At 67.9% G+C, this 17,586-nt stretch carries 17 protein-coding genes and 1 pseudogene; 10 read left to right on the forward strand and 8 right to left on the reverse strand.

Annotated features, from left to right (window positions below; translation table 11 throughout):
- Nucleotides 1-251: 251 nt before the first annotated feature.
- The gene (locus tag ACWEO7_RS09360) at nt 252-1,712 is read left to right on the forward strand and encodes a CCA tRNA nucleotidyltransferase (RefSeq protein ID WP_452422177.1); all 1,461 of its coding nucleotides are present in this window, start codon (nt 252-254) and stop codon (nt 1,710-1,712) included.
- Between the two features lie 5 nt (nt 1,713-1,717).
- Here ACWEO7_RS09360 and ACWEO7_RS09365 read toward each other — a convergent pair whose 3' ends face one another.
- Nucleotides 1,718-2,533 carry a hypothetical protein gene (locus tag ACWEO7_RS09365; protein ID WP_452422179.1) on the reverse strand — a complete coding sequence of 272 codons (816 nt, stop codon included), beginning with the start codon at nt 2,531-2,533 and terminating at the stop codon, nt 1,718-1,720.
- A 144-nt stretch (nt 2,534-2,677) separates the two neighbouring features.
- Here ACWEO7_RS09365 and ACWEO7_RS09370 point away from each other — a divergent pair, with 144 nt between their 5' ends.
- From ACWEO7_RS09370 to ACWEO7_RS09380, 3 genes are read left to right on the forward strand one after another with little or no spacing between them, the layout of a single operon-like run.
- Nucleotides 2,678-3,433: a LamB/YcsF family protein gene (locus ACWEO7_RS09370; RefSeq protein WP_452422181.1), complete on the forward strand. Its 756-nt coding sequence runs from the start codon at nt 2,678-2,680 to the stop codon at nt 3,431-3,433.
- 9 nt (nt 3,434-3,442) lie between these two features.
- Nucleotides 3,443-4,150: a 5-oxoprolinase subunit B family protein gene (locus tag ACWEO7_RS09375; RefSeq protein WP_452422183.1), complete on the forward strand. Its 708-nt coding sequence runs from the start codon at nt 3,443-3,445 to the stop codon at nt 4,148-4,150.
- Nucleotides 4,147-5,004: a 5-oxoprolinase subunit C family protein gene (locus ACWEO7_RS09380; protein ID WP_452422185.1), complete on the forward strand. Its 858-nt coding sequence runs from the start codon at nt 4,147-4,149 to the stop codon at nt 5,002-5,004. Before ACWEO7_RS09375 ends, ACWEO7_RS09380 begins: the two co-directional genes overlap by 4 nt.
- Here ACWEO7_RS09380 and ACWEO7_RS09385 read toward each other — a convergent pair.
- The gene (locus tag ACWEO7_RS09385; RefSeq protein WP_452422186.1) at nt 4,974-6,659 is read right to left on the reverse strand and encodes a DUF4185 domain-containing protein; all 1,686 of its coding nucleotides are present in this window, start codon (nt 6,657-6,659) and stop codon (nt 4,974-4,976) included. The two genes, ACWEO7_RS09380 and ACWEO7_RS09385, sit on opposite strands and share 31 nt — an antisense overlap.
- A gap of 242 nt (nt 6,660-6,901) precedes the next feature.
- Between ACWEO7_RS09385 and ACWEO7_RS09390 the strand changes: the two genes are divergently transcribed.
- Nucleotides 6,902-7,372, forward strand: coding sequence for a hypothetical protein (locus ACWEO7_RS09390; RefSeq protein ID WP_452422188.1), 471 nt, complete (start codon nt 6,902-6,904; stop codon nt 7,370-7,372).
- Here ACWEO7_RS09390 and ACWEO7_RS09395 read toward each other — a convergent pair.
- Together ACWEO7_RS09395 and ACWEO7_RS09400 are read right to left on the reverse strand one after the other, a co-directional pair.
- On the reverse strand, nt 7,365-8,714 hold the full coding sequence (locus ACWEO7_RS09395; RefSeq protein WP_452422190.1) for an MFS transporter: 1,350 nt from the start codon (nt 8,712-8,714) through the stop codon (nt 7,365-7,367). The genes ACWEO7_RS09390 and ACWEO7_RS09395 overlap by 8 nt on opposite strands.
- Nucleotides 8,715-8,776: 62 nt before the next feature.
- The gene (locus tag ACWEO7_RS09400; RefSeq protein WP_355078844.1) at nt 8,777-9,241 is read right to left on the reverse strand and encodes an NUDIX domain-containing protein; all 465 of its coding nucleotides are present in this window, start codon (nt 9,239-9,241) and stop codon (nt 8,777-8,779) included.
- A 235-nt stretch (nt 9,242-9,476) separates the two neighbouring features.
- On the opposite strand from ACWEO7_RS09400, the gene ACWEO7_RS09405 reads away from it, so the two are divergent.
- The gene (locus ACWEO7_RS09405; protein ID WP_452422213.1) at nt 9,477-10,265 is read left to right on the forward strand and encodes a pirin family protein; all 789 of its coding nucleotides are present in this window, start codon (nt 9,477-9,479) and stop codon (nt 10,263-10,265) included.
- 113 nt (nt 10,266-10,378) lie between these two features.
- The gene (locus tag ACWEO7_RS09410; protein ID WP_452422192.1) at nt 10,379-10,882 is read left to right on the forward strand and encodes a DUF4190 domain-containing protein; all 504 of its coding nucleotides are present in this window, start codon (nt 10,379-10,381) and stop codon (nt 10,880-10,882) included.
- Here the strand turns inward: ACWEO7_RS09410 and ACWEO7_RS09415 are convergent.
- Entirely contained in the window at nt 10,851-11,375 is a 525-nt protein-coding gene (locus ACWEO7_RS09415; RefSeq protein ID WP_452422194.1) for a hypothetical protein, read from the reverse strand. The two genes, ACWEO7_RS09410 and ACWEO7_RS09415, sit on opposite strands and share 32 nt — an antisense overlap.
- 134 nt (nt 11,376-11,509) lie before the next feature.
- Here ACWEO7_RS09415 and ACWEO7_RS09420 point away from each other — a divergent pair, with 134 nt between their 5' ends.
- The 3 genes from ACWEO7_RS09420 (at nt 11,510) to ACWEO7_RS09430 (ending at nt 14,887) form a co-directional block, all read left to right on the forward strand.
- Nucleotides 11,510-12,361, forward strand: coding sequence for a Scr1 family TA system antitoxin-like transcriptional regulator (locus ACWEO7_RS09420; RefSeq protein ID WP_452422196.1), 852 nt, complete (start codon nt 11,510-11,512; stop codon nt 12,359-12,361).
- A 10-nt stretch (nt 12,362-12,371) separates the two neighbouring features.
- The gene (locus ACWEO7_RS09425) at nt 12,372-12,746 is read left to right on the forward strand and encodes a DUF397 domain-containing protein (RefSeq protein ID WP_452422198.1); all 375 of its coding nucleotides are present in this window, start codon (nt 12,372-12,374) and stop codon (nt 12,744-12,746) included.
- A gap of 122 nt (nt 12,747-12,868) precedes the next feature.
- Entirely contained in the window at nt 12,869-14,887 is a 2,019-nt protein-coding gene (locus tag ACWEO7_RS09430) for a M13 family metallopeptidase (protein WP_452422199.1), read from the forward strand.
- A gap of 49 nt (nt 14,888-14,936) precedes the next feature.
- Here ACWEO7_RS09430 and ACWEO7_RS09435 read toward each other — a convergent pair whose 3' ends face one another.
- The 3 genes and pseudogenes from ACWEO7_RS09435 to ACWEO7_RS09445 all read right to left on the reverse strand — a co-directional run.
- The gene (locus ACWEO7_RS09435) at nt 14,937-16,019 is read right to left on the reverse strand and encodes an ABC transporter ATP-binding protein (protein ID WP_452422201.1); all 1,083 of its coding nucleotides are present in this window, start codon (nt 16,017-16,019) and stop codon (nt 14,937-14,939) included.
- 26 nt (nt 16,020-16,045) lie between these two features.
- Nucleotides 16,046-17,374, reverse strand: a complete 1,329-nt coding sequence (locus ACWEO7_RS09440; protein ID WP_452422203.1) for an ABC transporter substrate-binding protein — start codon at nt 17,372-17,374, stop codon at nt 16,046-16,048.
- Between the two features lie 19 nt (nt 17,375-17,393).
- Nucleotides 17,394-17,586 (reverse strand): annotated as a pseudogene (locus ACWEO7_RS09445) (carbohydrate ABC transporter permease); the annotation flags it as partial.

Consider the following 17,586-nt stretch of genomic DNA (forward strand, 5'->3'; position numbering starts at 1 on the left):
GAGCCGAAGACCCGCCGCCTCCACGCCACAGAGCATGCGGTGACCGCCATACAAAGGGACCACGGATCCTCGGCGATCAGCCACTCCAAGCTTTGTGCACCGATGCACGAAGTTCCGGGCAGAACGATGCCCGGCAGCCTCGATGCGCGAGCGCCGCTGGCTGGGTTGATGTCGGTGTCCTTATATATCTGGGCCGCCGCGGTGGACTTGGCTGCGATATCCGTTGGCGCGGCTCGGTAAGCTGCTCATTCGTGGTTGCGCCGAAGTCCCAGGACGCTGTGCTGGATAGACGTACCCGATTGCTGGCCGCCGCGGCGGTGACGCTCGGGGGGCTGTCGGATGTGCTGACGCCGCTGGGCGAGATGTTCGCGGCGCGGGGGCACGAGTTGTACCTGGTGGGTGGGAGCGTGCGAGACGCGGTGCTCGGCCGGCTGGGGACCGACCTGGATTTCACCACCGACGCGCGGCCGGACGCGGTGCAGGACATCTTGCGCGGATGGGCGGACCATCTGTGGGACACCGGCGGCCTGGCGTTCGGCACGGTCAGCGCGGCCAAGGACCGGCAGCAACTGGAGATCACCACGTTCCGCGCCGACAGCTACGACCGGGTGTCGCGCAACCCGGAGGTGACCTTCGGCGACTCGCTCGAGGAAGACCTGGTCCGCCGCGACTTCACGGTGAACGCGATGGCGGTGCGGATCGGCGCGGACGGCGCGCTGGAGTTCGTCGATCCGCTCGACGGCATGACCGCACTGCTCGACGGCGTGCTGGACACGCCTGCCGCGCCGGAGGATTCGTTCAACGACGATCCGTTGCGGATGCTGCGCGCCGCGCGGTTCGTCTCCCAGCTGGGGTTCGAGCCGCATCCCCGCGTCCGTGCCGCGATCACCGAGATGGCCGACCAGATCGACCGCATCACCGCCGAGCGGGTGCGGGTGGAGCTGGACAAGCTGATCGGCGGGGCGCATCCGATCGACGGCATCAACGTCATGTGTGAGACCGGGCTGGCGCAGCGGGTGCTTCCCGAGGTGCCCGCGATGAAGCTGGAGATCGACGAGCACCACCAGCACAAGGACGTCTACTGGCATTCGCTCACCGTGCTCGAACAGGCCATCGATCAGGAGGAGGGCGACCCGGACCTGGTGCTGCGCTGGGCCGCGCTGCTGCACGACATCGGCAAGCCCGACACCAAGCGCAACGAGCCGGGCGGCGGCGTCAGCTTCCACCACCACGAGGTGGTCGGCGCGAAGATGGTGCGCAAACGGATGCGCGCGCTGAAGTACCCGAAGCAGTTCACCGAGGACGTCGCCCGGCTGGTCTTCCTGCACCTGCGCTTCCACGGTTACGGCAAGGGCCAGTGGACCGACTCCGCGGTCCGTCGCTACGTCACCGACGCCGCCGAGTTGCTCCCCCGCCTGCACAAGCTGGTCCGGGCCGACTGCACTACTCGCAACAAGCGAAGGGCCGCCGCGCTGCGCGCCACCTACGACGAACTGGAAAAGCGGATCGAGCGGTTGCGGGAGCAGGAGGATCTGGCCAAGGTCCGTCCGGACCTGGACGGCAACGCGATCATGGAGCTGCTCGGCCTGCCCCCGGGCCCCGAGGTGGGCCGGGCTTGGCGCCATTTGAAGGAGCTGCGCTTGGATCACGGCCCGCTCAGCCGCGACGAAGCCGAGGCCGCGCTGCTCGAGTGGTGGAAGACGCAGGCCTGAGCAGGTCAGAAAACGATCAGAGTGGTGCCGGCCAGGATCGCCGAGCGCATCTGGGCGAGGTCGAAGGACCCGGCGATTTCCGGCAGTTCGACGCGGAAGCGGATCAGGTCGCCTTCCCGTTGGGCGCGTGCGATCCGCGCGTTCTCGGGCAGGTGCTCCAGCGGCAGGACGGGGACGTCGATCATGCGGCGCGGAACGCGGAAGCCGAGCCAGGTCACTCGCCGTACCGCGATGTCCAGGCGGTTGTCCGTGACCGACGCGTCCACCAGGGCGGTGACCAGTCGTCTGCGGTGCCTTGCTCGGATCAGCCCGCCGGAGTGCACGTCCAAGTCCCAGTCCAGCGGCTGGGTGTTGAGCCATCCGACCAGCGCCGCCGTGGTGACGGTGCCGATGAGGTCGAGCCGGGCGGTGCGTACCTTCGTCGGCACGCCCGGAATCAGGCGGACGCCGTGCGCGATCACCGTCACGGACTCGATCGGATGATCGTCCCAGCGCAGCCGCGACAGCACGGTCTTGGTCTGGAAGTGCGCGCCGCGACGGCGCACCTTCAGCACCTGCAAGGTGGCGTGCAGGTCGTGACCGAGCAGGGTCGCGCTGACCTCCTGTCCGCCGAACCGGCTCAGGATGCCCTCGCTGAGCATGGTCATCAGCATGTCCGGCAGCAGCGCCGTGACGGTGCCCGCGCCGAGGTCGGCGACCGGATCCATCCAGGCCGTGCTGAGCGTGACCCATTGCTCCAGCCAGGACTGATCGAACAGGCGCTTTCCGAGATCGACGGCCCGCAGCGGCGACCAGGACTTCGGATCGAAATACGTGGCCATGATTGGAATGAGCGTACTCGGCGCGAGGGTCCGGACCCGTGCGCTGTGACCCAGGTCGCGCGAACCGGCCGTCCTTGCCCAGAGGAACGCTGGAGCACGAGAATTGATTAGGACCGCTGGTCATACACCGCTGGAAGGACGCACATGGCGCTGGATCTGAACAGTGATCTCGGCGAGGGCTTCGGGCCGTGGACGATGGGCGACGACGCCGCCATGCTCGACATCGTCACCAGCGCGAACATCGCCTGCGGATTCCACGCGGGGGATCCGTCGATTATGCGCAGGACCTGCACGCTCGCGGTGGAGAAGGGTGTGCGGATCGGCGCCCACGTCGGATACCGCGACTTGGCCGGTTTCGGCAGACGAGAAATCGCCGTCGCGCCCGAGGAGCTGCGCGACGAGGTGCTGCACCAGATCGGCGGTCTCGACGCCTTCGCAAGAGCCGCGGGCGATCGCGTGAGATACGTAAAACCGCATGGAGCGCTCTATCATTCGGCCGCGCGCGACCGGGATCTGGCGGACTCGGTGCTGGCCGCGATGGTGGAATACGATCCGCGGCTCGTGCTTCTCGGCCCCGCGGGCACCGGATTGGAGTCGGCTGCGGAGGCCGTCGGCGTGCGATTCATCGGCGAAGGTTTCGCCGATCGTGGGTACACGCCGGAGGGGTCGCTGGCCGCGCGGGGCACGCCGGGAGCGGTGCTGGAGCCGAGGGAGGCGGTCGTCCAAGCGGTTTCGATCGCGAAATCCGGCCTTGCCCGCACGGTGGACGGCACCGGCGAGGTCGTGGTGCGCGCTGCGAGCATCTGCGTGCACGGTGATTCTCCCGCTGCCGTGGAGATGGCCCGCTTCATCCGGGCCGCGCTGGACGAAGTCGGCGTACCGGTGGAGCCGTTCGGCTGAGGACGCGGAATGAAGACCAAAGGCGCGGTGACGCATGCGCAGCAGCAGGCGGCCGATGAGGCGATCCGCTCGGCGGGCGATCGGGCGTTGCTGATCACCCCCCATCAGCGTGAAATGGTCGCGGAACTCGTCACGGCGCTGCGGCAGTGCCCGCTACCAGGGGTGCAGGACCTGCTTCCGGCCGCGGAAACCATACTTCTGACGCTCGATTCTCCGGGTGTCGCGGAATCGGTCCGCCGGTCGCTGATCACTCGCCTGGGCGCACTGGCCGCCGAGCGCTCAGCCGCTGTTTCCCGTGGAACATTGCTCGACAGCGCTGTTCGCGCCGAACCTGTGTCAGTTCCGGTGCGCTACGACGGCACCGATCTCGACGACGTGGCACGGATGCTGGAGGTCACGACCGCGGAAGTGATCGCCGCGCACACCACAACGGTGTGGCGGTGTTCTTTCGTCGGATTCGCGCCGGGCTTCGGCTATCTGGAATCGCCGGACGGAAGGCTGTCTGTTCCGCGCAAAGCGCAGTCACGTACATCGATCCCCGCGGGCGCGGTCGCGCTCGCCAGTGGGTACAGCGCCGTGTACCCACGTAGCACACCTGGAGGATGGCAGGTGATCGGCACCACCGACCTCAGGATGTGGGATGTCGGTCGCGACCCGCCCGCGCTGATCCGCGCGGGTGCCGCGGTTCGATTCGTCGACGCGGGGGACGGCCGATGATCGTCGTTGAGAACGTCGGTCCACTGGCGACCATTCAGGATCTCGGGCGGCCGGGCTGGTTCCATTCCGGTGTGGGTTCCGCGGGGGCTGCCGATCGCGGGTCGCTGCGACTGGCCAACCGATTGGTCGGCAACCCGGAGGGGCATGCGGCCGTCGAAGTGCTGCTCGGTGGCCTCGCGCTCCATGCCGAAGAGCACGTCATGCTGGCGGTGACGGGTGCGCCGGCCCCCGCTACCGTCGACGGCAGGCCCGTTGGTCACGCGAGCGTGCTGGAACTCGAACCGGGACAGGCGCTGCGGCTTGGCTACGCGTCGGTCGGGCTCCGCAGCTATGTCGCGGTGCGCGGCGGCATCGACGTGCCGGAGACGCTCGGTTCCCGTAGCCGCGACACCATGTCGGGTTTGGGACCGGAACCGCTGCGGAAAGGTGATCGCCTCCCGGTCGGATCTTCTCCGCACACGATCCCGGTCGTGGACTTCGCCCCTGTCGCAGAGTTACCCGCGGACGTCGTCACCGTGCGCGCCGTGCTCGGTCCGCGCGACGATTGGTTCTCCGACGCCACGGCCTTGTTCGCGGGCGAGTGGGAGATCTCCCCCGACACCGACCGGATCGGCGCCCGATTGGAACGCCGCACCGGCCCGGCGCTGTCCAGGAAGATCACTCGCGAACTGCCGACCGAGGGCATGGCACTCGGCTCGATCCAGGTGCCGCCGAGCGGACAACCGGTCGTCTTCCTGGCCGATCACCCCGTCACCGGCGGGTATCCGGTGATCGCGGTGGTCGTCGACGCCGACGTCGACGCCATCGCGCAGACGCGGCCCGGTCAGCCCGTGCGGTTCGTGCGGGCGGGCTGACCCCGGTTCGCTCCCGGCTGGAGCCGGGCGTGCATCAGGTACACGTTGTAGCTGTCCCACGCCGAGAGCATGAAGTACAGGTCCTCGCCGGTCGACCACGGATGGATGAACCCGCCGTAGGACTTCGGGTAGTCGGCGGTGGACACCAGCGGGATCGCGTCCGTCCACGCACCCTGCGGGCTCGCCGAGGTACGCAGCACGATCGCGCCCCTGGCCGAATCCAGGTACACCATCTGCCACTGCTCGGTCTTCCGGTCGTAGCGCACCGAGAGCTCGCTGGCGATGCCGAGCACCAACGGGGTGGCCTCGTTCTCGGCGGCGGGCGCCCAGGTGCCGCCCACCCAATACTGATACGCGGACTTGTTCAGCACCTGGTGCTTCGGCACACGCGCCAGCGCGATCGTGCCGATGCGTCCGTTGGGTGTGCCGAACATGTAGACGTAATCGCCCTGCGGCACCATCGCCGCGACCTGGAACTTGCCGAGCCCGAACAGGTTCTCCCACTTGGCGTGCTGGTCTTTCCTCCAGGTGCGCCCGCGGTCGTCGGAATAGGCGAGGCCGCCGTAGTTGGTCCACCACAGACCCGGTATGCGGCTCCATCTGTTCACCGACATGTAGCTGAGGTACTGCCGATCCCCGATGGCGAACCCGGAGGTCGGGATGGTGGTGGTCTCCCAGTTCTTGATCTTGCGGCTGCCCAGGATCTCCGCGGCGTGGCAGCGGCTGTCCTGCGCGAAGGTATCCAGCGTCAGGCCGTCGGACAGATCGCGGTCGGTGCTGAACCCGATGACGTTGCTGCGCCAGTCCTGGTCGTCGTTGCCCGCGCCGCCGACACCCCAGCCCTTGCCGAAGGTGTCGCCGAAAACCACGGCGACCTCGCCGGGCGTCGTCTCCCACATGAGGCCGAGATCGGTGCCGTCGACCTGCCAGCGCATGTCGGTGCGGTTCTCCGAGCCGTGTCCGGTCACCTGGCCGACCAGTTGGACCGACTCGACCGTCGGCGCGGCCACCGGAGCCGCGAGCGGGCCGGGTTCGGCCGGATGGACCACCTGTGGCGGAGCGGGCTGTGGCTCCTCGCCGGGCCCGCCGGGAACCGGGACCGGAATCGGCTCGGTCTCCGGCTTGAATTCGATGCGCGGCAGTTTGACCGGCGACCCGGAACCGGAGGAAGAACCGGAGTCATCGTTCGAACCGGAGCCGGAACCGCTGCCCGATCCGGATCCAGATGACGAGCCGGAGGAGCCGGGTTTCTCGTCGGTGCCCGTCTCGGGCGTCGGGCTGGGATCGGGATCGGGCTCGGGATGTGCGGGGTAGTCCCTGATGTCCGGGCACGGGTTTTCACACGGATTCTCCGGCAGCGGATCCGGGAAGATCCGTGTGTTGTCATGCGGTGGGTCGGGTACGGGGACCGGAGTGAGTTCCGGGATCGGGACGGGAATGTCGATCTGCGGCGGCAGCGGTGGCGGCGGAGGCTGCGCGGGATCGGGTTCGCGGTTGAGCGGGTCGAAACCGACTTCACCGCAACTGTTGACCGGCGGCGGCGCCCATGGAAACGGTGCGGCCTGCGCGGTGGGCGTCGGTACGGTGAGGACGCCGACGAGCAGTGCGCCGAACAAGGCGGGTACACAAGGCGATTTGCTTCCGGATGCGCGCATCAGGTCGGCCCGGCCGCGCTCGTCAGGCGATCGTATGTCCGGTGGCGGACCGAGCCTTCCACGCGCTCAGCAGTTCTCGTACCGCATCGGGGTTTTGCACCGGAGAACCCATGTCGTGTTGTCTCCTGTCGGTCGGCTGCTGACGAGCCAACTTACCGGAACAACCGCTGGAAACGGGGACGGCGAATCGAAAAAGACCGGCGCAATGGAACCGCCGCCGGGCCGCGTGCGTCCAAGGACATATGAACGAGATCGAGTACGTGTTCGGCACCGGTGACGGAGTCGTGCACGTCTGGACGAGCGAGGCCGACCTGGAACTCGGCGACACGGGCGCGGCCGACGCGGTGCGGCTGGACTTCGACGGAGACGGCATCGCCGATGACGCGCTGTGGGATTCGGCTGGTTCGGGCCGCGCCGATATCGCCGCGCTGGATCTGGACGACGACGGCGTGCTCGACCATTTCTTCACCGATCCCACCGGCCTCGGCACGTGGAATCATCAGATCACCGGCCTACCCGGCGATGCGGCGAGCGAGCCGCTGGACTGGAGCGTGCGCACGGACACGGAGGCGCCGGATCGTCTGCTCGGCGAAACACGACTATCGGATTCGCAGCGGGATGCCGATCGTTCGGGGGCCGACGCGTTGCCCGGCCACCTCGCACACCTGAACCGCGACCGGCGCGACCCGGACGACGATCCGCTGCTCAGCTGACCGCGCGGCGGCGCGTGTTCAACGCGATGGCCACGATCCCCGCGGCGTAGATGGCGGCGCCGGCCAGCACCACGATCGCCGATCGGCCGTCGTTCGGAACGATCAGGGCCGCGATCACGATTGCCAGCACGAACGCGACATTGAACACCGTGTCCTGCAGCGCGAACACCTGGCCGCGGCGGGCGTCGTCGATGTCTATCTGCATGGTCGCGTCACCGGTCAGCTTGATCGTCTGCCCGGCGAGTCCCAGCAGGAACGCACCGATCAAGAGGAGTTCGTGCGCACGGTCCATCGCGGCGCCCGAGTCGGCGAACGCGATCGGCGTGACCAGCGTCAGTTGCACCAGCATCGCGGTGATCAGACCGGCCACCACGGTGCGCGCGCGGCCCAGCCGCGGAATGAGCAGCGGCGCGACGACGGCGGCCACCAGCATGCCCGCCGCGGTGGCGGCGATCGTGACGCCGAAACCGACCAGGCCACCGCTGAGCCCGGAGCCGTCCACCGGGGTCTGGCGCAGCACCAGCACCATGATCAGCGTATTCACGCCGAAGACGATCCGATGGGTGCCGATGCCCAGCATCGCCGTCGTGACCGCTTTCGATTCCCACACCGCCGTGGCCCCGGTACGCAGACCGGTAGCGATCGCGTGCACGGTGTTGTCGCCCTTCGCCGCGTCGGGCGCCGGGCCGAGCACGCGCGGCCGGAACCCCGCCGCTAGCGCCGCGCCCAGCAGCGACCCGATACCGCTGACCGCCACCGCGACCGCCGAGGCGAAGTCTCCCGCCCCGATCAGTCCGATCACACCCACCGCGACGGCCGCACCCGCACCGGCGCACCCGGAGGCCACTGTGGCCAGCACCGAGTTCATCGGCACCAGCCACGCCTGCGGCAGCACGCGCGGCAGCGCGGCCGAGACGCCCGCGAGGACGAATCGGCTGACGCCCACCACCGCCAACGCCAGCAACAGCAGCGGCGTCTCGCCGGCCCCGGCCAGCAGTCCTGCGCTGACCAGCGCGATCAGCACCGCGCGCAGCACGTTGGCGACCAGTAGCACGCTGCGCCGGTCCCAGCGATCCAGCAGTGCGCCCGCGTACGGCCCGATCAGCGAATACGGCAGCAGCAGCACCGCGAAGCCCGCCGCGATGGCCAGCGGATCGGTCTGCCGTTCGGGGTTGAACAGAATCGCGCCGGACAGGGCGGCCTGGAACATCCCGTCGCCGAATTGCCCTGCGAAGCGCACCACGGCCAGCCGCGACACGCCCGGGCTCTGCCGAAGTGTTGCGCGCAGTCCACCCGGCCGTTGCTCCGCGGGAGTGAGGCCTTCGGCGTGACCAGTCGACACGTTCGCGAGCGTACTGTGTTCGCCGACCGCGCCGCACCACGCGCGTCGGCGCCGACAGCGCGTCAGACCCGGTCGACCAGCGTGCTCACCGTCGCACGCATGTCCGGCGCCATCGGCAGCTCATCGAGCGTGCCCGCGTCGATCCAGGCGAACGCGTCGTGCTCGCCCGGCGCGAGGGCGACATCGCCGGGTTCCGCCTCCACGACGAAGCTGTATTTCCGCACTTTCGACTTGGTGCGGGTGGCGTAATCGAATCCACCGAGGAAGTCGAGGACCGCGCGCATCCGCAGCCCTGTTTCCTCCAGCAATTCTCGTTCGACGCACTCGGCGAATGTCTCGCCGGTTTCGACGCCACCGCCGGGCAGTTCGTACATACCGCCGTGATAGTCGTCGGCGACGCGGCGCACCACCAGAAGCCTGCCTTCGCGGAACACGGCGACGCCGACCACGAAATGCGCGATGCCATCCCGGTGTGCTTCGCTGCGGAGTTGCTGCTCGATCAGGGCGAGGTCATCGGGGTCCAGCACGTCGCTACCTCCGGTTGTCGTTGTGACGCTTGGCAATCGGGGCCGGGCCGGGATATCCGACGAGGTGGCCCGGCGTTTCGACGTACCGGTTGGTTCTGCTCGCCTCCCGTTCACCTTCCGGTCGCTCGCGTAAAATGCCGAGTGCGGCACAATTTACTAGGAATGCGGAGTACCGCGGCGGAAGTGCTCCTACCCTGAATGGCGATCGGTGCACGGTCCCGAGAGGAGGACCATGATGTCCACACTCACGACACCACACATCGATGTCCACCGTGGCGGCGACCGCATGAAGACGCGGGTCTCCTGGCTGGATTCGAAGCATTCGTTCTCCTTCGGGGAACATTACGATCCCGACAACACCCACCACGGCTTGCTGCTGGTCAACAACGAGGACATCGTGTCCCCCGGGCAGGGATTCGACACCCACCCGCATCGGGACATGGAGATCGTCACCTGGGTACTCGGTGGCAGCCTGGTGCATCAGGATTCCCTCGGCCACAGCGGTGTCATCTACCCCGGTCTGGCCCAGCGCATGAGCGCGGGCACCGGCATCCTGCATTCGGAGAAGAACGACTCGTGGCGTCTGGACGGCCGCATTCCCGAACATGAGCAGCCGGTGCATTTCGTGCAGATGTGGGTGGTGCCCGACGAGCCCGGGGTGACCCCGGGCTACGAGCAGCTCGAAATCGACGACGAGCTCGCGGGAGGCGGTCTGGTCACGGTCGCCTCGGGTCTGCCCCGCTACCGCGATCGCACCGCGATCGCCATCAACAGCAGCCATTCGGCGCTGCACGCGGCGCGCATGACGAGCGCGGAGCCGGGCGCCGAGCAAGTGATCGACCTACCCGATGCGCCGTATCTGCACTTGTTCGTAGCGCGCGGGGAGGTGGACATGGAGGGGGTCGGCCCGTTGTATGAGGGGGACGCGGTGCGTTTGACCAGGTCAGGTGGCCAACGCGTGGTGGCGCGGCAGCCGTCGGAAGTTCTGATCTGGGAGATGCACGCGCGGCTCGGCGCCCAGTAGCCGGTTCGCATTAACATCCGTCCTCGGGAAGCGCGATCAGTAGGCGACCGCCGCGCACCCCGGACCACCTCGTCCGGACCGAGCATCGCGAGGCACCGACGGAGAGGAAGTCCATGTCGCAATATCCGCCCCCGCCGCCCGGTCAATACCCGCCGCCGGGGCAATACCCGCAGCCGCCGGGCGGCCAGTATCCGGGCCAGCCCGCCTACTGGCAGGAATCGCCGAAGGGCCGCGGTCTGGCGATCACCGCGCTGGTGCTCGGCATCCTCGCGTTGCTGTTCTTCTGGACGATCATCGGCGGCTATCTCTGCGGCATCTTCGCGGTCATCCTTGGCATCGTCGCGGTGTTCAAGGCCCGCGCGGGCACCGCGGGGGGTATGGGCATGGCGATCACCGGCATCGTCCTCGGCGCGCTCGGCATCGTCGGCGCCGTGCTGCTCACCGTCGTGGGTTACAACTTCTTCGTCAACTCGGGCGGCAAGGACTTCGTGGACTGCGTGAACAAAGCGAACAACGATCAGTCCAAGATCGAGCAGTGCGAGCGCGAGTGGAATCAGAAGCTGCAGGACAAGTACAGCGTCACCCTCACTCCGCCACCCGCGCCGACGCCCCGGTAGCCGAGGCGCATGCCCGGGTCGTGGCGATCACCTCGGCGAAGTCGCGGCGAAAGTCGCCGTCCGGCGCCACGACCCAGGTTCGGTAGCCGCCGTGCTCGTCGGCGGGCGACGGCAACACGATGTGGCTGCCCGGCAGCGCGATCGACGCGCAGATCCGGAAGAGGTCGGCGAACAGCCCCGTGTCCAGATACGAGTTGTCGGTAGGGCCGGTCAGGAAGGTCCAGCGGCGCGCGCGTGGATGCGCGATGATCGGGCCGGGCCGAGGTTCGGGACCGTCGGCGAGCCGCTCGAGCACCCGGCGGCCGAACTCCGCGGGCATCACGACCGCTCCGACCGAGCCGACTTCCAGCATGATGCGACCAAGGATCGGGTCCACGAGTCCGTACAGCCCGTGGTCGCCGCGATAGCGACGGCAGCGAGCGAACGCGTCCTGGATCGACGGGAAATCCGTGGACGCGAGATGCCTGCCCGATTCGATGCGCGATGTACCCATGACGAACAACCTCGCCTCGCAGTGGTGGGACGCGTGCTCGGAAGAATCGATCGCTGTATCGACCCTAGTCGCGGGCAAGATGCTTGACAATAGTCACCGCCCCGCGCGTCCGAGTCGGCGTAGCATCCCGACACATGGCACCCGTCTCGCCTACCGTTGCCCGCTGGGAGCTGGTGCTGCGGCTGCGTGAACTGCGGGAACAGCGCGGGTTCGACTCCGCGGGTTTCGCCAGACAGGTGGGCTTCACCCCGGCCAACTGGTCGCACGTGGAGAAGGGCAGGCGGGTACTGACCACCAAGACCATCGGCCCGGTGCTCGAACTGCTCGACGTGGAAGCCGAGGAGCGTGTGGAATTGCTGGCCTTGCTGGAGGCCAGCAAGCAGCGTGGCTGGTGGTCGAAGTCCTCGGCATTGATCGGACCCGAGCTGCAACGGCTGTACGGCATGGAATCCGGCGCGCAGAGCATCCGCAGCTACGACAGCCTCGTCGTGCCGGGTCTGTTGCAGACCGAGGACTACGCTCGCGCGCTGATCAGCGCCGACGTGATGATCCGGCCGGTCCAGGTCGAGCAGCTGGTGGCGATCCGGATGCGACGCCAGGAGCGGCTGCGCGGCGCGGACCCGGTAGAGCTCACCGCGGTCTTCGGCGAGGGCACGCTGCTACAGCAGACCGGAGGTCCGGACGTGCTGCGCGGGCAGTTGGACTATCTGGCCGAGTTGATCGAGGAACTCGACACCGTCGAGGTGCGCGTGATCCCGTTCGCGGCCACCGCCGGTGCGGTGCTCGGCGGATCCAGTTTCCATCTCATCGACTTCGCGGGCGAGCAGCTGCCGACCTTCGGCTGGGTGGAGAGCGCGGTGTTCGGCGGGGCCGTCGAGGACCCGGATCTGGTCCGCGATCTACGCTTCGCCTACCTGCGCGCGGTGGACCAATCCTTGTCGAGAGTGGAGTCATTGGCCCTGATCAGGCGCTATTCCCGCGTGTAAAATCCTGCCCATGGCCATCACCGCACGGCCGGTACGCACCGGCTGGTTCACATCGACCAGATCGAACAACGGCAACCAATGCGTCGAGGTCCGGTTCGATGGTGATGCGGTGCTCATCCGTGACAGCAAATATCGCCGCGACCCGGCAAACCGCCATGCCGACGAGCCCGTCATCACCGTCACCGCAGCCGAATGGACCGCGTTCCTCGACGCGGTACGCATCCGCGGGCGATCGGATGGCGAATTGAGCGCGCACCCCGCCGCCGACGGCCACACCACACTGCGCCACGGCGAAGTCGCCCTCACCTACACACCGGAGGAGTGGGACGCCTTCCTGCTCGGCGCGCACGACGGTGAGTTCGATCGTGTCGTCTTGCCCGCCTGACTTCCCCATAGGACCGCAGGCTCCGCCCGTTTCCCGCATCGACGTGGGGGAACAGACCGGGAAAGACGGTTCGAGGTCGTCGCGCACGGCCGACGCACGCGCTTGTCGGCATACTGGACACCGTGACTTCCGAACTGACCCGTCCTTCCGGTATCGATCTGTCCTACCTCGACGAGGACGTGCGGGTGCAGGACGACTTGTTCGCCCACGTCAACGGCAAATGGCTGGCAGACCACCAGATCCCCGCCGACCGGGCCGTGGACGGCGCCTTCCGCGCGCTGTACGACCAGGCGGAGCTGGACGTGCAGGCAATCATCCAGAATGCCGCGGCGGCCGACGCCGAACCGGGCAGCGAGACCCGCAAGATCGGTGACCTGTACTCCAGCTTCATGGACACCGACGCGGTGGCCGCCGCCGGGCTCGCGCCGATCGCCGCCGAACTCGCCGCGATCGCGGAGGTCGGCGACAAGGGTACTTTCGCTTCGCTGCTCGGCCGGTTGCAGCGCACCGGCGTCGGGGGCGCCGTCGCCGTGTTCGTCGACACCGACGACAAGGACTCCAACCGCTATCTGGCGCACGCCACCCAGTCCGGCATCGGCCTGCCCGACGAGTCGTACTACCGGCAGGACGAGTTCGCCGAGATCCGCGCGAAGTACATCGCGCACATCGACCGCATGTTCGCCCTGGCCGCCGCCGACCCGCAGGTCGCCGGACTGCTCCCGGCCGAACTCGACACCGTCGGCGCACGCGTCTTCGAGCTGGAGCGGAAACTGGCCGCCGGGCACTGGGATGTGGTGCGCCGCAGGGACGCCGAACTCAGGTACAACCTGACCACCTTCGACGCGCTGGCCGCGGACAATCCCGAGTTCGACTGGTCCGCGTGGACGGACGGGTTGGCCGAGGGTGTCGACGCGGCAGGAGCCGAGCTGTTCGCCGAGGTGGTGGTCCGCCAGCCGGACTACCTGCGCGCGTTCGCGCGGCTGTGGGCCGGCGAGCCGCTCGCCGACTGGCAGGCGTGGGCGGCTTGGCGGGTGCTCCGCGCGCGGGCGCCGTATCTGACCGACGCGATGGTCGAGGAGAACTTCGACTTCTACGGCCGCACGCTCACCGGCGCGGAGGAGAACCGGGAGCGCTGGAAGCGCGGCGTCGGGCTGGTGCAAGACCTGCTCGGCGAGGCGGTCGGCAAGATCTATGTGGCCGAACATTTCCCGCCGCAGGCCAAGGCCCGCATGGTGGAGCTGGTGGCCAATCTGCAGGAGGCCTACCGCCGCAATATCGCCGAGCTGGAGTGGATGGGCCAGGGCACCCGGATCGCCGCGCTCGCGAAACTGGAGAAGTTCACGCCGAAGATCGGCTACCCGGACAAGTGGCGGGACTACTCGGGCATCGTAATCGACCCGGCCGATCTGGTCGGCAACTACCGCAGGGGCTACGCGGCCGAACACGATCGGGATCTGAACAAGCTCGGCGGTCCGGTCGACCGCGACGAATGGTTCATGACCCCGCAGACGGTGAACGCGTACTACAACCCGGGCATGAACGAGATCGTCTTCCCGGCCGCCATCCTCCAGCCGCCGTTCTTCGACATGAATGCCGACGACGCGGCCAACTACGGCGGCATCGGCGCGGTGATCGGTCACGAGATCGGGCACGGCTTCGACGACCAAGGCGCGAAGTACGACGGCGACGGCAACATGGTGGATTGGTGGACCGACGAGGACCGGGCCGAATTCGGTGAGCGGACGCGAGCGCTGATCGAGCAGTACGACGTGCTCTCCCCCAAGGACCTGCCGGACGAGCACACGGTGAACGGGCAGTTCACCATCGGCGAGAACATCGGCGACCTCGGCGGTCTGTCCATCGCGCTGCAGGCGTACAAGATCTCGCTCGGCGATGCCGCGGCGCCGGAGATCGACGGGCTCACCGGCCTGCAACGGGTGTTCTACGGGTGGGCGCAGGTGTGGCGCACCAAGGCACGGCCGGAGGAGGCGATCCGCCGCCTCGCCACCGACCCGCACTCGCCCGCGGAGTTCCGCTGCAATGCGGTGGTCCGCAATATCGACAGCTTCCATGAGGCGTTCGATGTCAAACCCGGCGACGCGCTGTACCTGGAACCCACTGAGCGCGTGAAAATCTGGTAGTTCCTCGAGCCGAGGCGGTCCGACTGGGACCGTCTCGGCCGCGCGATGCTCAGCGCAGGCGGTCCTCCGTCCCCGCGTCGAAGAAGAAGACGTCCTCCGGTCTGGGCCGAAGATACAACCGGTCACCGAGCCGCACCTGGAAGCGGCGGTCGACGCGCGCGACCACCTTCCCGGAGCGGCTGCTCCAGTCCTCGGCGATGCCCTGGCTGTAGACGAACGACTCCGCGCCGAGTTCTTCCAGCAGTTCGGCGTCCACCGCCAGGCCGTCGGCGGGCTCCGCGGTGACATCCCAGGACTCGGGCCGTACCCCGACTACCACCCGGTCGCGAGATTTCGCCGCGGGCGGCAGTGGGATTCGTAGGTCGCCGAGCACCGCCGCGCCGTCGCGCACCGGCGTGTCCAGCAGGTTCATGCCCGGTGAGCCGATGAATCCCGCCACAAAGGTATTCACCGGATCGTCGTAGAGCACGCGCGGCGCGGCGACCTGCTGCAACTTGCCTTCGCGCAGCACCGCCACCCGATCACCCATGGTCATCGCCTCAACTTGGTCGTGGGTGACGTACACCGTGGTGGTGCCGAGCCGTTTCTGCAAGGCCGCGATCTGCGAGCGCGTGCTCACCCGCAGTTTCGCGTCCAGGTTCGACAGCGGCTCGTCCATGCAGAACACTTGGGGACGCCGAACGATGGCCCGCCCCATGGCGACTCGCTGCCGCTGCCCGCCGGACAGCCGGGCGGGCTTGCGGTCGAGCAGGTGCTCGAGCTCGAGCATCTTCGCCGCCTCGCGGACGCGCACCAGCGTGTCGGCCTTGTTCATGCCCGCGTTGCGCAGGGCGAAGCCCATGTTCTGCGCGACGGTCATGTTGGGATACAGCGCGTAGCTCTGGAACACCATCGCCACGTCCCGTGCCCGCGGCGGCAATCCGGTGACGTCCTTGCCGCCGATCAGGATGCGCCCATGGGCAACGGATTCCAGGCCCGCGAGCATGCGCAGGCTGGTCGACTTGCCGCATCCCGACGGACCGACGAGCACGACGAACTCACCGTCGGCGATGTCGAGTTCGAGCTGGTCGACGGCAGGCGCCTGCGCGCCGGGATACCGGTGCGTGACGCCTTCGAACTGCACGGTGGCCATGCTTGTCGGTCTCCTCGGGACGAGCGCTACTTCGGCAGTTTCGGCGTGATCTGCCGATCGATGATCGCTTGCAGCTGGCTGGTGACGTTCGCGAATGTGGCGGCCACGTCGGCGTTCTGCAGACCGATCTGCTCCAAGCCGGTGCCGATGATCTGGTCGCCGCCCGGTACGAACACGCGGGCGTAGTCCTGCGACTTGGTCAACGGCAGCTGATCGATCGCGACTTTCGAGTTGGGGTTCTTCGCGAGGAAGTCCTGCTCGCTCCGGTCGTTCACGGCCGACTTGCGCACCGGCATGTAGCCCGTGCCCTGCGAGAAGTACGCGGTGTTCTGCGCGTTGGTGACGAACTCGATGAACTTCAGCGCGTTCACCTTTCGCTCGTCGGAGATGCGCGCCGGAATCGCCAGGCCCGCACCGCCGGTGGTGACGCCGGGTCCGTTCGGATGCGGGAGGAAGGCGGTGCCGAAGGCCAGCTTGCCCTCGGCGTTCTTCTGGATGCCGCGCAGGTCGCCGGTCGAGGCGATGGTGGAGGCGATCACGCCGGTGCCGAAGTCCACCGCGATCTGCGGCTTGATGCCCGCGTACCTCTTGGTGTTGATCATATTGCGCAGGAACGTGCCCGCCGCGATGGTGCCGGGGTCGTTGAACTTCAGCGTCCACTTGTCCGAGTACGCGCCGCCGAAGGTCCAGTTCGGGCCCTGGAAGGTCCAGGCGAGATAGTTCTTGGCGTCACCCCAGCCGTGCGCGAGCTTGCCCTCGCCGACGACCTCCTGCAGCTTCGGGCCCCACTCGTCGAACTCCTGCCAGCTCTGCGGGCCGCGATCGGGCAGGCCGGCCCGGTTCCACACGTCCTTGTTGTAGTAGAACAGCGGGGTCGAGCGGGCGTAGGGCAGTGCGTAGTGCTTGCCGTTGAACTGGTAGTCGGCGACCAGGGAGTCGACGTAGTCGTCCAGCCGCACGCCCGCGTCGGCGAAGTGGCCGTCGAGCGGTTCGATGGTGCCGTTCAGCGCGTAGTTGAACCACCAGACGTCGGAGAGCACCACGATGTCCGGCAGATCCCCGCCCGACAGCGCCGCGTTGAACTTCTGCGACACCTCTTCGTAGTTCTTGCCCGCGTCGACCAGGTGCACCGTCAGGTCGGGGTACTTCTCGTGGAAGCGACGGATGAGCTCGGTCTCTAGCTCCTTCGAAGTGCCCGGGTGGTTGGACCAGAAGGTGAGCGTCTTGGCGTCGCCGGACTGTTTGCCGCCGCCTCCGGTGCCCGCGCACGCGGTCAGCGCCGCTCCCGCCGTGAGCGCGCCGGTCAGTCCGAGGAATCCGCGCCGGGTCAGCGCCGGGAACTGTGCAGTGGACACGTGGTTTCTCCTTGATCGGTTAACCCTTGACCGCACCGGAGGTGAGGCCTTTGATCATGTGGCGTTGCAGCACCAGGAAGACCACGAGGATCGGCAGCATGGTCAGCAGGGTTCCCGCCATGACACTCCCTATGTCAACCTCATACCGCAGAAGTAGCGACCGGTTGTGGTTGCAGGGTTTGGGCGCCGCCGTGTCGGGCGGGGTCGTAGGC

Source organism: Nocardia sp. NPDC004260 (assembly GCF_053603155.1).